This window comes from Cerasicoccus frondis, from assembly GCA_031296915.1.
Classification (GTDB): Bacteria; Verrucomicrobiota; Verrucomicrobiia; order Opitutales; family Cerasicoccaceae; genus Cerasicoccus; species Cerasicoccus frondis.
In genome coordinates, this window is the sequence record JAVDPC010000025.1 from 42682 (window position 1) to 57576 (window position 14895).

At 53.9% G+C, this 14895-nt stretch carries 11 protein-coding genes; 3 read left to right on the forward strand and 8 right to left on the reverse strand.

Annotation, left to right across the window (positions count from 1 at the left end; translation table 11 throughout):
* Nucleotides 1-3: 3 nt before the first annotated feature.
* Entirely contained in the window at nucleotides 4-678 is a 675-nt protein-coding gene (locus RBB63_RS17525) for a hypothetical protein (protein WP_309386290.1), read from the forward strand.
* A 22-nt stretch (nucleotides 679-700) separates the two neighbouring features.
* Here RBB63_RS17525 and RBB63_RS17530 read toward each other — a convergent pair whose 3' ends face one another.
* Nucleotides 701-2029 (reverse strand): homoserine dehydrogenase, encoded by a 1329-nt coding sequence (locus RBB63_RS17530; protein ID WP_309386291.1) that lies wholly within the window; start codon nucleotides 2027-2029, stop codon nucleotides 701-703.
* Between the two features lie 209 nt (nucleotides 2030-2238).
* Here RBB63_RS17530 and RBB63_RS17535 point away from each other — a divergent pair, with 209 nt between their 5' ends.
* Nucleotides 2239-2943 carry a hypothetical protein gene (locus RBB63_RS17535; protein ID WP_309386292.1) on the forward strand — a complete coding sequence of 235 codons (705 nt, stop codon included), beginning with the start codon at nucleotides 2239-2241 and terminating at the stop codon, nucleotides 2941-2943.
* Nucleotides 2944-2961: 18 nt separating this feature from the next.
* Entirely contained in the window at nucleotides 2962-3666 is a 705-nt protein-coding gene (locus RBB63_RS17540) for a hypothetical protein (RefSeq protein WP_309386293.1), read from the forward strand.
* A 56-nt stretch (nucleotides 3667-3722) separates the two neighbouring features.
* Here RBB63_RS17540 and RBB63_RS17545 read toward each other — a convergent pair whose 3' ends face one another.
* From RBB63_RS17545 to RBB63_RS17575, 7 genes are all read right to left on the reverse strand, one after another.
* Nucleotides 3723-4940 (reverse strand): MFS transporter, encoded by a 1218-nt coding sequence (locus RBB63_RS17545; RefSeq protein WP_309386294.1) that lies wholly within the window; start codon nucleotides 4938-4940, stop codon nucleotides 3723-3725.
* A gap of 118 nt (nucleotides 4941-5058) precedes the next feature.
* Nucleotides 5059-6477, reverse strand: a complete 1419-nt coding sequence (locus RBB63_RS17550) for a C39 family peptidase (protein WP_309386295.1) — start codon at nucleotides 6475-6477, stop codon at nucleotides 5059-5061.
* Between the two features lie 60 nt (nucleotides 6478-6537).
* Complete coding sequence (locus tag RBB63_RS17555; RefSeq protein WP_309386296.1) at nucleotides 6538-7725, reverse strand: hypothetical protein; 1188 nt, start codon at nucleotides 7723-7725, stop codon at nucleotides 6538-6540.
* 73 nt (nucleotides 7726-7798) lie between these two features.
* Nucleotides 7799-11290, reverse strand: a complete 3492-nt coding sequence (locus RBB63_RS17560) for an efflux RND transporter permease subunit (RefSeq protein WP_309386297.1) — start codon at nucleotides 11288-11290, stop codon at nucleotides 7799-7801.
* Nucleotides 11291-11301: 11 nt separating this feature from the next.
* Nucleotides 11302-13230 (reverse strand): heavy metal-binding domain-containing protein, encoded by a 1929-nt coding sequence (locus RBB63_RS17565; RefSeq protein ID WP_309386298.1) that lies wholly within the window; start codon nucleotides 13228-13230, stop codon nucleotides 11302-11304.
* Nucleotides 13231-13286: 56 nt separating this feature from the next.
* Nucleotides 13287-13835, reverse strand: a complete 549-nt coding sequence (locus RBB63_RS17570; protein ID WP_309386299.1) for an NADPH-dependent FMN reductase — start codon at nucleotides 13833-13835, stop codon at nucleotides 13287-13289.
* A gap of 111 nt (nucleotides 13836-13946) precedes the next feature.
* The gene (locus tag RBB63_RS17575; RefSeq protein WP_309386300.1) at nucleotides 13947-14819 is read right to left on the reverse strand and encodes a FecR family protein; all 873 of its coding nucleotides are present in this window, start codon (nucleotides 14817-14819) and stop codon (nucleotides 13947-13949) included.
* Nucleotides 14820-14895: the final 76 nt, after the last annotated feature.

Below are 14895 nucleotides of genomic sequence, written 5' to 3' on the forward strand. Positions count from 1 at the left end.
GGTATGAGGATTTTACTGACGTTTCTTGGTTTGGCCATGTTCGTCGTGGCTGAAGGCAGAGCGCAGGATGCGGAGCTACTGAACACGGAGTTTCGTTGCATTAGCTGGCAGCGTCCGATTCAGGAAGAACTGTATGTGAAGTCCGGAGGTGAATACATTCCATTAAAAATTCACAATATGAAGCGCAGTGGCGAGGTGGATTATGTGGGGGCAAATCCGGTTGTGTTCTACCGCAAAGCGAAGGGGCAAGATGGAGAAACGATTTACATGCCAGCGGCTCAGGTTGGGGTGAGTCCCGGAGTGGAGCAGCCGCTTTTTTTCTTCATTCAAAATGGCGCCAATTACCGCATCGCCTGTATTGAAGACAGTTTTTCGAAGTATCCGGTTGGCAGCTATCGATTTTATAATCTAACCAGTAAAAACCTGAAAGCGCGCATGGGAGATATTGTGCTGACGCTAAACTCTCAGCAAACTTCCGTCCTGCCGCAGCCCTTCACTGACAATGTCGAGTATCCAGTGGCGTTTGTCATCAACAGTCCTGAAGGCGTCGAGCCGCTGTATACGAATAAGTGGCAACACTCGGAGCACCATCGCTATTTGATTATGGTTGCTGATTCGCCTTATTCGCACGCGAGCCCAATCGACTTCAGGGTCATTACTGATTACCCACTGCCGTAAGCACGCCCGTGAGTTGGCTCTATTAGAGCGGTTTGAAAACGCGGAGTCGGAAGGGAACGTCGAGCGAGATGTCGAGCTGGCTGATGACTTCCAGAGCTGTTTCTATATTAGATTCGCTGGCCGTGTGCGTCGTGAAAATCAAGCGGGCGCTGGCGGAACCGGCTTCCTCTTCCTGAATCATGGTGGCGACTGAGATGCTGTGGTCGGCAAAAACTTGTGCGATCTTGGCGAGAACCCCAGGCTGATCTTTCACGCGAAGGCGAATGTAGTATGGGCTGCTGACAGACTCTGGGCCAGCTAATTGCACTTCGTTGGCGAGCGCCTTGTAAGTCTCTTCGTCTTCTTCGGAAATGACGGGCGGTGGGGCGCCGAGGAGCGCGACTACGGCGTCTGCGATGTCACTGATCACTGCGCTCGCGGTCGCGTCTTGGCCCGCGCCACGGCCGACCAGTATTGTCTCGCCAACGACATCGCCCGTGAGGCTGATGCCGTTAAAGACTTCGTCGACTTGTGCAATGATTTCGTTTTTGGCAATCAACGCCGGGTGGAGACGCACAGATACGGCGTTTTGCTTAAAGTCGCGGCGTATGACCGCGAGCAACTTGATTTTATAGCCCAGTGATTTGGCGTAAGCGATGTCACCCGTGGTGATTTCACGAATGCCTTCGACGACCATGTCATCAAGTTTGACCCATTTTCCGTGAGCGAGGTAGGCGAGAATGACGGCTTTGTGTGCGGCGTCCCATCCATCGAGATCAAGGCTTTCATCGGCCTCGACATAACCAAGTTCGCGGGCTTGGCCGAGCACGTCCTCGTAGCTGATGCCCTCGCGCTCCATACGTGTGAGCATGTAGTTTGTCGTACCGTTGAGGATGCCATAGATCAGCGAGAAACGATTCGCCACGAGGCCTTCGCGCAGTGCTTTGATGATCGGGATGCCTCCGGCGACACTGGCCTCAAAAAAGTAATGCGTGTTGTGATCGCGCGCGGCATTGAAGAGCTCCTCGCCATGCTCGCAGATGAGCGCTTTGTTGGCGGTGACGACGGTTTTGCCGTTCTTGAATGCTTGGAGCGTGAGCTCCCGGGCTAGGGTGACGCCGCCGATTAGTTCGCATATAATGTCAATGCGATCGTCGTTAACGATGCTGAAATTATCGTCAGTTAATTGTCCTGGGGCAGTTTGGACAGCGCGCGGCTTGCTGATGTCGCGCGCGGATGCGCTGACGAGCTCGAGCTTGGCTCCGAGTCGATATTCGAGGGCGGAGAGGTCGGCTTGCAGGTGTTTCCAGACGCCTTGGCCAACGGTGCCAAAACCCAGGATTCCGATGCGAATGGTGCGCTTGCTTTTCACGCCGATAGGGAAGGGGGCTCAACCGGCCTTTGGCAACGCTAAATCTCACAAGCTATGCCTGATTCAGGCGTTGGTGAGCGTGCTTTGAGATTTGCTAAAAGAATATTTAATGGCGGCTTAAGGTTAAAGGTTGCTTGTTGTGACAAAAAGTCTAGGGTAGATTGACTACGTTTTAGGACTGCTAATTTAATCCCAACTGCTATTCAACTATGAGCGACGGTACGAATGAAGGCGAACTCGTGGATCGTCTGATCGAAGAACTGCAATCTGCTCAACGTGATCGACGTAATGCGCGTAATATAATGACTGCGCTGGTCTTGATCGTTGTGGTGATTTTTATTTTCCTGGGCATTCAGGAAGTAAACGAATTTCAGGAGGAAGAGCTGGATGATTTTGCGCTGGCTCTGGGAGATGAAGTCTCGCAAATGGCCCCTAAAATTGGGCAGGACTTAAGCGATGCTTTTAATCGCCTGGCTCCAGCTTATGAGGCGGCGTTTGTAGAGGTGTTCGAGGAAAACGAAGAGCTTTATTACGAGGTGCTTTCCGACGAATACATTGGACTCCAGCTTCACGCTCAAGCGGCGTGGCCCAAGATCGAGGAGGCCTTGGCGAAACTCGTTATCGAGCAGGAGGAAACTGCCAGTGCAGAGCTGTCGAAATTCATTCCGCGCGATAAGCTCGCCAATCTCAGCATCTATTACAACGAGGCGCTGGAGAACTATTTGGCGGAATACATGGAAGGCAAGTTTGCGGTCAATCTAGAGGTGAGTCAGGACATCATCAACAAGCTCAACCAGATTGCCGAAGAAGAAGAGTCGCTAAAGCCCACGGATGTAAAGTTCACGCTTGGGCTGTTGTTGGAGCTGCTTGGCCTGGAGATTCAGGAAGCGTCCGAAATCGAAGCAGAATCTTAACCCCGAAATTAAAAAACGATGAGCAACGAAAAGAAGCTAATTGATTTTATGCGGGAAGAGATTTCCCGGACACGCAAGGGCGTAGGGCAGACTTACCTCTTTGGCATCATTGCCGCCGTGCTGGTATCTGGCTACATGGCCTTTATCCTGACGATGGTGAAGCAGGCGACCGATGGTGAGTTCCTGGCAATCGCTGTCCGTCAGCAAGTGGAAGCCGCCGTGCCAGACATGATACGTAATGGTGAAATGGCCTTGGCGGACAATGCGCCGAAGGCCGCCATGCAGGTCAGTAACCGCTTTCTAAAGCTCGTGCCGCAATTTGCTGAGACGGGTAAGGAAAAAATCGATATGGCGTATGAAGACCATATCCCTTACCTGAGCGAAGAATTTGCGGATATGGTGAAGTCCTACATCCTTTCAAATCAGGAAGAATTAAAGGAGTTCGCTGCTCAGCATGACAGTGAGGAGTTTGCCGAAGAGTTCACTCGCCAGATGATGGGCGAAATGGCCATTCAAATTGACATCCGTATGCGTGAGGCGACTGGAGGTGAGGGTGTGAACTACTTCAATGAAAATCTACTACAGTCACTCGTTGCGATGGACACCAAGCTGGAGGAGTTAATCAATACTCCGGAAAGTGAGCTCACTCAGCGTGAGCGACTGCAGCGCCGCATCCTCGCACGCATGGTCCTGCACATCACGGCGCACACGCCACAGTCCTAAGCTGAGACCAGTTTTATTTTGCTCAAAAAGCTCCCTGCTGTCGCGGGGAGCTTTTTTTACAGCACTCTGTTGAAGCGTTCATTACGACGCAACATGCCAAACATAGCACTCGACAAGAATATAAGGCTAGCTGAGAGCCAGCCTACTGCTGGAGGCGAGAATGCCGTCAGCACCACGTATCCAATGAAGGGCGCGCACACGCCGCGGACGCCAGTCAACATCGTGTGTATGCTCATGTAGGCGGACACTTTATTCAGGGGCGCGATTTTGGTAACCCATAAGTTCCAGCCTATGCGACCTCCGCCCATGCCCATGCCGAGTAATGTCGCGCCCAGGTAGACGACCCAGAGGGATGGACCGTTGAAGTAAAGCAGCATACCGACAAAGAAGCAGGTGTTCACACAGAGTCGCCAGAAAATGAAATTCATGCGATCAAAGAGCGCGCCCCAGAACTTTGCGCTGATGAGACCAGCGATCTGCGGAATAACCATCGTGGCCAGCATGACTTGTTCATTGCTGGCATTGATGCCGTATTCGGGATTGGCCAGAATTTCCACACGGATTGGGATCGTCATCAGGTTGGCAAAGCCCATCAGCATCCAACTCGCCAGCAACCATCCGAATAGCTGGTCTTTCCAGGCGAGTTTGATGCTGCGCAGCGGATTCCCTGTTTCAGCATGTTCTAAGGGCGGTGACGGGATCTTCCTGACCAGCACCGCATTCACCAGGCAGGCTACGCCTAAAAAGATCAGAATCACTGGAAACCAATCAAATTTCCAGTCCAGTAGTCGTGAGCCTAGAAATGAAAACGCCGCACTGCTGCCCGAACCGATCAGCAGGACAGTGGAGACCCGCTGTCCACGTTCGTATGGTGTGTAGTTGTTGGAATAGGCGCGAATCATCATGGGCGCCTGCTGGGTAAAGATGATGTAGGCGCCAACAAAGCACGCAGTGAAGCCAATGATGCCGCCAGCCATCGAGGATAAAATTAATAAACCTCCGCAGATCGTCAGGTAAAAAGCCACTATGCTGGTGGCGCGATAACCAGTGCGCCCGGCAATCGCCAGGAACACAGTCGTTAAGAGCAAACCAATGAATGGGGCGGCATTGAGCAGGCTTTTGATGGTGTCAGCGGCGCCGCCTTCTTCGGCGCCAAAACCACGGATCGCGATGAGTGTGGCCACTGCCGCAGTCGACTCACACACTCCTTGGAAAGGAGCGCGCCAAATATCATAGCGATACGTTGTCGCGGCGTTGTCGGGATTCTGATTCAATGATTTAACGATGGACCTAACGGCAACGCAGACAAATCAATTCACCTGTTTTGGCAACTCCAAGTCCCACATTGTTGAACGCTGCAGCCGTGAATCCGATCTCTAGATGAAAGGTGCTCTAGAAATCGACAATGTAGAAGCCGCCTTGGGATATGTTTTCCGCGAGCTCAGCAGGAGCCCAGCGTTCCTGGTATTGTGGTCCCCAAGAATCACTGATCGCAACTTCATCAGTTTCTGCGTTGTAGCCGATGATCATGCAGATGTGTGCAGTTTCGTAATCGGGCCTCAACTCCTTAATTTCCCGAACAGTGTTCTTCAGTGAATCCTTCCAAGCTTTGATGTCCTCGATCTGCGTCCGTTTCACGGTATTGGCGTTGGCCAGCGTGTTGAATTCACTTGTCGAATACATGGTCCATAAGATCGGCTGACCCTCGTCGATGTATTTGGCAATATTGTTCGTTTTCAGCTTAAATTTCTTGCGCTCCATCTCGCGACCAGCGCTCTTTAGGTAGCCTTCGGTGCCCTCGATCAGGTTGTTCAGGCTGGTGCCGCCGCCAATGTTGGTTTGGCCCGCCATGGCTAGCAAATACATATCGGCGCTCACTCCCATGTACCGTAGCACGCGCTCTAGAGTCGCCGGGACACAGTAGCCTTTGGGACCCTGGTTGACCATTGGGATATTGGTTATGACCACGTCGCGATTGGGGCGCGTCACGACATTCGCTTTGGCTTGTTCGCGCAGAGTGGAGCTTGCAATGCGTTCCGGTCGCCCTCGGTTAGCGGCGAGTTCGGGCGGTATAATGCGTAGGGCAACGTATTCACCATCCTGAACAGCCAGACTGAAAACGTGGCCATTCCACTCCCAAATTTTCAGGCGCTCCTTCATTTTTCGCCCGGTTGCCGTAGTGAGCTGCTCTGGCTCTCCCAATACGCTGAGCCGCTGGCTGATGGCGTCGCCATCGGTGTTGATTGCAGTTGAAATCAGGTCGTCGGCTTCTTTGGGGCTGATGAATGTCGAACCAATGGAATCGCCTTTGTTAGCAAAGATGATCGAGATCATTTCCACTCGCCCATCCTTCGCGTAGAGGACGGATGAGTAAGGGCGCGCCCCAAACAATTTCGCCTGAGGTCCCTGGTAAATGCGATAGCTTGCTTGTGTATCGGTTTGCGATTCCTGAGGCCAATTTAGCCGCTTGGCGACATCGCCCGGAGCGTCGTCCCATAAATTGTCATCGGCCAATAGCTCAGCGCCAACCAGTTCATTAATTCGTTGAATCTCGTCGCTGGATACTTCTTTGCCGGTCGTTTCCTCGGGCGACCAATTCCGCACGTATTCCTGATCTACAGAAGAGAGCCGTTCGAGGGGCAAGTCAAACACTTGGCCGTCGGCGCGTTTGATCGTAACGCTGTCGCCGCCCTGATAGTTCACGATCTCGGCTTCAAGCGTGCGCCCCTGAGTGTCCGTAAAGGTATATGCCAATGCAAGTGTCGGCCAGAGGAGGAGCTGAAGTGCGATTAGGAGACGGAGAGGTTTCATGCCTGCCTTTAATCGTTGTCTACAGCGAATAAGTTGGCAAGGCCGCACCCAAGCTGAGGTCTATTGTTTGGTGGTTAGCACGTCGACCCATGGCTCGATCAGGCCTTGATAATCGGGGCCAGGCACAATCACTTCATCGCCCGGGTTGGGCTTGCCTTCGGCGATCCAGAATCCGGCGGCGCGTCCGTCTTGCTGGCCAGAGGGCATCAGCACGCTGGTGGTTTCCAATTCATGATTACGCGTGACCATGGGCAGGTTGGCGCGTATGTAACGGGTCTGTAGCCAGCACACCGCGATCTCTCGGTTGAGGTCCACCGACACAAGCTTTCCGATTGCCATATTGGGCGTTGGATTAACTGGTGCTTCTTCTACCCAGTCTTCTGGGTTAAAATTCTCGATGACGACCTTTTGCGGAGGCTTAGGCGTGCTGACACTGCGGCCTCGGCTTTTGCTTGAGTAAAAATTACGCGTATTGCTTTTGGATTGCTTACTCAGATACTGCTGAAACTCGGGGCTCTGTTGCAAGGCTTCCATTTCCGCCTGAGTGAGTGGTTTGTTTAAATCAATGACCAGCTCATCGCTTTTTGCCTCTTCGTCTGCTTCGGTTTTCTTGAAGAGAAAATCGAAGAGGCCGCCACCCTCGTCTTTATCCGCTTCTTCACTTTCCGCTGTATCGGTTTCCTCCTGTGCGGCGAGCAAACCGGAAAAGTCAGGGCCCGCTTCCGGCTCCATGGATGCGGGGTGTGTATTATTTGGGGGGGCGGGGAGTGCTTCAGGGGACTTTACTTTGACGCGGAAAAAGGGAACCGTGGTTTCCGTGTGCCCGCTTTGACCATCTTCACGGGTGACAGGGGTTGTGATTTTGCGCAGGCCAAGAGGTATCAACTCAATTTCCGGAGGCAAATTGTTGACTGGCGTTTGGGTGTCGGGATCAACGATCTGGCCATTTATCACCGTCACAACTTCGGGCCAGTTGCCTTGTGGGGCTAGGGGAGGTTGCGCCGGGGGGGGAGGCTGTGTGCCGGGTTGTGGGTTGGTGTCGGGGGTGTCGTAAGTGCGGCCATCCGTGGTCTGCACCACTTGTCCGTTTACGATCATCTTATAGCCCTTGGTGATGTAGCCCGGACCGACTAAAATCACTTCTTCCGGCTGTGGTTCGTCAGCGGCTTGAGCCTGCAGCGACACGGCAATCCATGGGACGAGGATTGAGGTAATGGCGAGCACGCGCAGTGACTGAAAGGGGAACATAAAGAGTGATCTTAGGGCAGCGCCTGACATGAATCAAGCAAGCGTATGTTTGGAATTTATAAATGCGTGATGGCTAAGATTTACCACGTTCCTTCATGGCGCTGTAGACGACTGGCACGACGAACACGGTGATGAGCGCCACGAGCATGCCGCCAACGGTGGGTATCGCCATGGGAATCATGACGTCTGAGCCGCGCCCCGATGAGGTTAGGACGGGCAACAGCGCAAGAATCGTGGTTGCGCTGGTCATGCATGCCGGGCCAATTCGCCGATTGGCGGCTTCCAAGACGGCTTCCCGAACACCAGCTTTATCCAGAGGTTCGTTCTGAAAACGTTCCTGGAGGTAAGTGCCCATCAGCACGCCATCATCTGTGGCGATGCCAAACAGCGCGAGGAAGCCGACCCACACTGCTACGCTTAGGCTGATCGGTTGCACTTGGAAAATTTCCCGCATGTGCCAACCAAACAGGCCGAAATCCAGGAACCAAGGCTGGTTATACAGCCAAATTAAAATAAAGCCCCCGGACCAGGCAACAAACACGCCGCTAAACACCAGGAAACTCATGCCGACGCGTTTGAACTGCATGTAAATCAGCAGGAAAATCATCATCAGCGCCAGTGGCAGAACGAGGCGCATGCGTTCCATGGCGTGGACTTGGTTCTCGTAGGTTCCAGTAAATTTATAATACGCGCCGCGGGGAAGGGTGAACACTCCTTCGTCCTGTTTCTTTTCCAGAATTGCCTGTGCCGTTTTGGCTAGATCGACTTCGCTGTAGCCTGGCTCGTGATCAAAGATCACATAAGCCGTGAGAAAGGAATCTTCGCTCTTGATTGATTGCGGTCCGCGGACGTAGTCGATTTCGGCAACCTGCTCCAGTGGTATCTGCGCGCCATCGGAAGTGGGAATCAATATTTCCGCCAAGCTTTCCTCGTTATCGCGTAACTCGCGCGGATAGCGAACCCGGACAGGATAGCGCTCACGGCCTTCCACGGTAGTCGTAATCGTTTTGCCACCGACGGCGACTTCGATGATGTCGTTGACGTCCATGACGGTCAGTCCGTAGCGCGAGAGTTCGCTACGACTGGGAGTGATCTCTAAATACGGTTTGCCCACTACGCGGTCGGCGAATACGCTGGCTGGTCGGATGCCGGGTATGTCTTTGAGCTGCTCTTCGATGGTGAGCGCGGCTTCCTCAAGCTCACTCAGGTTTGCGGCGAATACCTTCACGCCCATCGGAGCGCGCATGCCAGTTTGCAGCATGACCAGCCGGGTCTCAATCGGTTGTAGCTTGGGCGCAGAGGTGACGCCTGGCATTTGTGTGACACTGGCAATTTCGTCCCAAATGTCATCCGGGCTCTTGATCTCATCACGCCACAATCGAACGAGTTCGCCGTCTTGGTTTCGCTCGTACTCAGGCTTGTAGTTGATGATGGTTTCGACCATGGAGATCGGCGCAGGGTCCAGTGGACTGTCCACTCGTCCAATTTTTCCGACGACGCTTTCCACCTCAGGGATTGCCTTGATCGCGCGGTTTTGCAGGGAAAGAATTTCAGTGGCTTCGCCGATCGACGCATGAGGCATGGTCGTCGGCATGAAGAGGAATGATCCTTCATCAAGCGCTGGCATGAACTCTTTTTGCAGTCCGGGAAAAGTGCCGCGCAGCGGTCCTGGCCCCCCCATCCAACAGATGCCGCCTAATCCTATGACGCCTAAAACGCTGACTAGAAATGGCGCCTTAAATCGCAGAAGGATGCGTAAGATCGGCACGTAAAAGAATACCAGCGTCCGAAAAAATAATAACACGCCTCCGACCACAATGATCACAAAAAGCGCATTGCCAATGGTATGAGTGGGACCCAGTGGCTTCCATGCTGCCGATAGGAATATCGCCACGACGAACGCGATGGCGCCATTGAGCAGCAAGGTCGGCCAGGGGAGCGTGCGCTTGAAAAACTTACGCTCTGTCGGCGCCAGCTCCGCGCTTTTTTTGCTGGCGCGTAAGAGGAGCAGAGCGAGGACAGGCACCAGTGTCAGGCTGACGATGACTGAGGAGATCAGCGCGTAGGTTTTGGTGAATGCGAGCGGGCGAAACATTTTGCCCTCTGCTCCGGTCATGAAAAAGACGGGGAGGAAGCCAATCACTGTTGTCATGACCGCTGTCAGGACTGCGCCGCCGACTTCGCTACTGGCGCTCCAGACAATCTGACTGCGCGATTCACCGGGGCTGGCTTCATCCAGTTTTTCCTGAATGTTGCCACAAAGCACAATGCCCATGTCAACTACGGTGCCAATTGCGATCGCAATGCCGGCTAAGGCGACGATGTTCGCATCAATGCCCGTCAGCTTCATTGCAATGAAAGTAATCAGCACCGCCAGTGGCAGGACGGACGAAATAATCAACGCGCTGCGCAATCGCCAGACCAGCAGGATGATGACAAGGACAGTCACCAATACTTCCAAACTGAGCGCATCTTCCAAAGTGCCGAGCGTTTCCAGGATGAGGCCAGTGCGATCATAAAACGGCACAATCGTCACCTGGCTCACCGTTCCGTCTGCGAGTGTTTTACTCGGGAGGCTACGGGAAATGGCGCCCACTTTATCATGCACGTTTTTGATGACGCCCAATGGGTTTTCGCCGTAACGTGCAGTGACTACGCCGCCCACTGCTTCGACGCCATCCTTGTCCAGCACGCCGCGGCGAAGCGCCGGCCCGCGTTCGATCTCCGCCACTTGATCGAGGGTGATGGGGGCGCCGGCATGCGCCTTGACGACAGTTTGTCGTAGGTCGTCGAGTGACTTTATCCAGCCAAGGCCACGAATCACGTATTCGACTTTGTTGACCTCAATCGTGCGGGCGCCAACTTCGTCGTTGGAATTTTGGACGGCATTGAAGACGTCTTCAATGGTAATGTCATAGGCCCGCATGGCGTCCGGGTTGACGTCGATCTGATACTCATTGACATAGCCGCCAATCGAGGCGACCTCAGCCACGCCGTGTGCGCTTTGCAGGGCGTAGCGAACGATCCAGTCTTGAATGCTGCGTAGCTCTTGCGGGTCCCAGCCGCCCACCGGTTTGCCATTGGGATCGCGACCCTCCAGCGTATACCAATACACTTGGCCCAGCCCGGTCGCATCGGGGCCGAGCGTAGGCTGCACGCCGTCAGGCAATGTGCCTGGAGTGAGGCTATTGAGCTTTTCGAGAATGCGGCTGCGCGACCAGTAGAAGTCGACTGAGTCATCAAAGATGATGAAGATAGTCGAGAAGCCAAACATGCTGTTGCTGCGAATCGCCTTTACGTCTGGCAGGCCGAGGAGGGCAGTCGTCAGCGGGTAGGTTATCTGGTCTTCAATGTCTTGCGGGGAACGGCCAGACCATTCCGTAAAAACAATTTGTTGATTCTCACCGATGTCGGGGATGGCGTCGACGCCGACCGGAGAGCGTGTGAAGCCCGGAATACTCCAGTCAAACGGAGCGACGAGGACGCCGCCAACTGCCAGCATGATTGCAATCAGCGCCACAACGAGTCGGTTGTGAAGACACCAGTGGATGAGTGCGTTAATCATCTGGGAGGTGGTTATTCGTAGTCATCCCAGTGGGCTTCATCGGCGTTCCAAACCGCGAGCACTTCACCGCAGGTTAGCATGTCCGGTCCGAAATAGGGATTGGAGACGTCTGGTGAAGTTTGTAGCCAGCGTGCGCCGGTATCGCCATGAGCCATCGGGCAGTGCATCAGGTAAAGTGGTTCACCGCCACGCCATTTGAACGTTTGCACCAAGGCAATGAGTGCTTCGGAAAGCATGTCGATGTTGTTGGCGCGGTTGGCTTCGGCATTCTGTGCGATAGTCTGGGCGCTACTGAGGGCATTGGCCCGATCTTCCATGAAGATTGGCATTGCTTCTGCCGATAAGCCTTTCATTGGCATGGCTTCTATGATGCTCGCCAGTTGGGCTGCCTTGCTCTTTGCATCGTCGTAATTATTCGTGTCAAAGTCACTTTCTAGCGCAAAGTAACTTTGCATCACAGAGCTAAGCGCATTGTTGAATGGCTCTCCGGTGTCGAATTGCAGGGGGATGCTTTTATGGAGTGAGTAAATGTCGACGGGCTCATCTGATGCTGCATCAGGTGCGTGGTCTTGCGAGCTGGCTTCCTGCTCGGCGTTGCCTGGGTTCATCATGCTAGGCTTGGCTTTGATCTGCAGCTCGCTGTCCAGGCGGAAAGCTCCGTTGGTTACGACAATGTCGCCTTCTTTTAAGCCACTTTGCACCACAAAGTAATCACCTGCCCGTGGTCCTAGATCGATTTCGCGTCCAGTGAATTCACCTTTCCCTGTCTTTAGGTAAACGACGGCCCGCTTGCCGGTGCGCAGGACTGCGGAAGCTGGAACGATTAGCGGGGCTTCGCCACTGTTGTATGCGGCGTAGCCGAGTTGTTCCGCTGGTTCGAGGTCCATGCCGCAAATAGGGCACTGTCCTGGTTCGTCGGACACGATTTCGGGGTGCATGGGCCCAATCCATTTACCCGCGAATTCCGGCGCCACAACTTTTCCGCCATCACCGAGATGGGCTTCGACTTTACCGCGCACAAACATGCCAGGGCGCAGTTTACTCTCGGGGTTATCGACGTTTACGCGAACCTTGATTGTGCGGGTGCTGGGGTCCAGAATGGGTTGTATGAATGCAATGGCGCCCGAAAACTTATCCCCAGGAAAAGCCTTGGCGTGAATTTCTACTTGCTGGCCGTAACGCAACCAGGGGAGGTCAGTCTCGTAGGCGTCGAAGTGGACCCATAGCTTGCTCAGGTCGGTTACCTCAAACATCCGTTCACCCGTTCTGGCGTAATCGCCTTCCCGCACCTCCAGCTTGGTCACAACGCCTCCGGTTGGGGAGTCGATTCGCACTTGGTAGACTGGTTTGCGGGTGCTGTCGATCAGCTCTATCTGATCCTCGGGGATGTCCCATAGCCGCAATCGCTCCTTAATGCCTTCGGCTGACGAGGCGTCGTTGTCATAGCGGAGTGCGCCAATTAGCTCGCTCTGGGCTTCGACTAATTCGTCGCTATAAATCTCCGCCAAATGTTCGCCTTTGCGAACTTGGGTGCCCACGAAATTAACGAAGAGCCGTTCGATGCGGCCGGGAAAGCGAGCAGTGATGGTGGCGACGCGGGTGTCATCTGGAGCAATGACGCCAAAGAGATCAATGTCTCGGGTCACTGGCTCACGTTTTACGGTGGTCGTGGTGATGTCGGCGATCGCTTGCGCCGCATCGGATAGCGAGAGGGCGCGCGGGTCTGCGGAATCGCCAGACTTCATGGGAATGAGATCCATGCCGCAGATCGGACAATTTCCCGGCTTATCCTGCTGGATTTGCGGGTGCATGGAGCAGGTCCAAATTGTTGGTTTGGAGGACTGAGTTTTGGGCGCCGTTTGCTTGTCGCCACAGCCAGTCAGGGTAACCGCAAGGATTGTAACGATCCCCAGTATGTTGAATATGATGGCGCGTTTCATCGGGAAAGAAGTCGCCCTCAATGAATCGGCTTAGTGGCCATTACGCAAACTTTTCGTTACGCGTCCATTTTCTCGGTGAATCCATCCAGTGCATTGCTGAAGTTACTCATGTCGCGGCAAAGGGCTGATATGCGATGGCGCAGATCGGCGTCCGCGATGCTGGGGCCCTCGAAGTGGCGCCCGGTTGCATAAACGAAGCGTGGCACGATAACAGCACGGAAGTCGAGCATCAGGCTATTCGCAACGGCCATGACTGACATGTAGCTGCCGTCGCCCCCCGCTGCGCAGAGAAAGCCGACGACTTTGCCTGTCCAGTGACGCCCGGTGAGTTCGAGCATATTCTTCAAGGCGGCGTTGACATCGTAATTATAGATCGGCGTGGCGATGAGGATGCCCTTGGCTGCCTTGATCTTTTGCGCGAGTGCTGAGACGTTTTCGTGACCGTAGGCGGCGCCGCCATCGCAGAGCGGCAGTTCGTTTTCCGTTAAGTCGATGAGCTCAGCGCCAGGGAGGTCTTCCAGGGCTGCACGCGCCATGATACGGCTGCGGCTACCGGGGTTCAGGCTGCAGGAAATGATTAGCAAGGGAGCTACTTTTTCACTCATGTTGGGAGGCTGTGAGGGAATACGGGCCCTGTCAACAGCCTTGCTTTTTTTATAGATACAACAAAAAACCCCGGCAGTCGCCGGGGTTTGGAAAAAGTCGTTCAGTTGGCGTTATGCGCCGATTGAATCAAGGCTACCAGTGGTTATTGTAACGCCACCGTCATTAGTTTCTTCTTCGGTGGTCTCAGTAGTCTCGATCGGCACGCTGCCGGAGGGATCTACACCTGTGCCAGTCGAAATGATGGTCATCTCAGGTGTGGTGACGATCGTGGAGTGGTTAGTCACGGTGCTAATAGCAGGCGCATTTGGCAGAGTTGCCACAAACTGATTCGCTTTGGCGAGAACTTCAGGGCTCGCGGGAGCGCTGCTGCCTGGATCATTGATGTTCAAGATCGTGTAAGTTTCGCCTTCGGCCACTGGAACAACGGTGCCATCAGCAAGGACTACAACGACATCACCTGTGATGTTGGTGCTGGAGAATTCGCCTGTTTCCGCATTGTATTCGACAACCCAGACTGTGCCGCGAATACCGGCCGATGCGACTGGAGTGTTGATGGTGAAGCTGGAGCCAGCGTCGAGATCGAGCTTACGGACTTCGCCAATAATTTGACCATAACCAAGGCTGGTGTTGGTGGTGGAAAGGCTTGGGTCTTTTTCCAGGCGGAGGAAAGAACCAAGGGCAGGGTCGTAAGATGCTTGCTCGAAGGTGGTTACGTCGAACTTAGAATTTGGCGTAACGTTGATGGATGCACCGTTGGAGAAGAGCAGTAACGCGGTGGAGTTGTCTCCCGTGACGACGGTGTTGCCTTCCGAAAATTCCTGACCACGCTTGAGAGGTGTCACAGCGCCCGTTGCATTATTCACCAACTGAACCTGCCCCTTGACGAGGAAGGCCTTGATGACGCCGATCTTTTCTTGTGCAGATGCAACGTTGGCTAGGCACAGCACTGTAGCTGCGAGAGTGATAAGCTTTAGGATTTTCATGGTCAATGCGTTAGAAAAATTGGGTAATTTTGATTCGTTAGGTTAGCAGTGTGTCTGCATGTGTTCAAGTAAAATC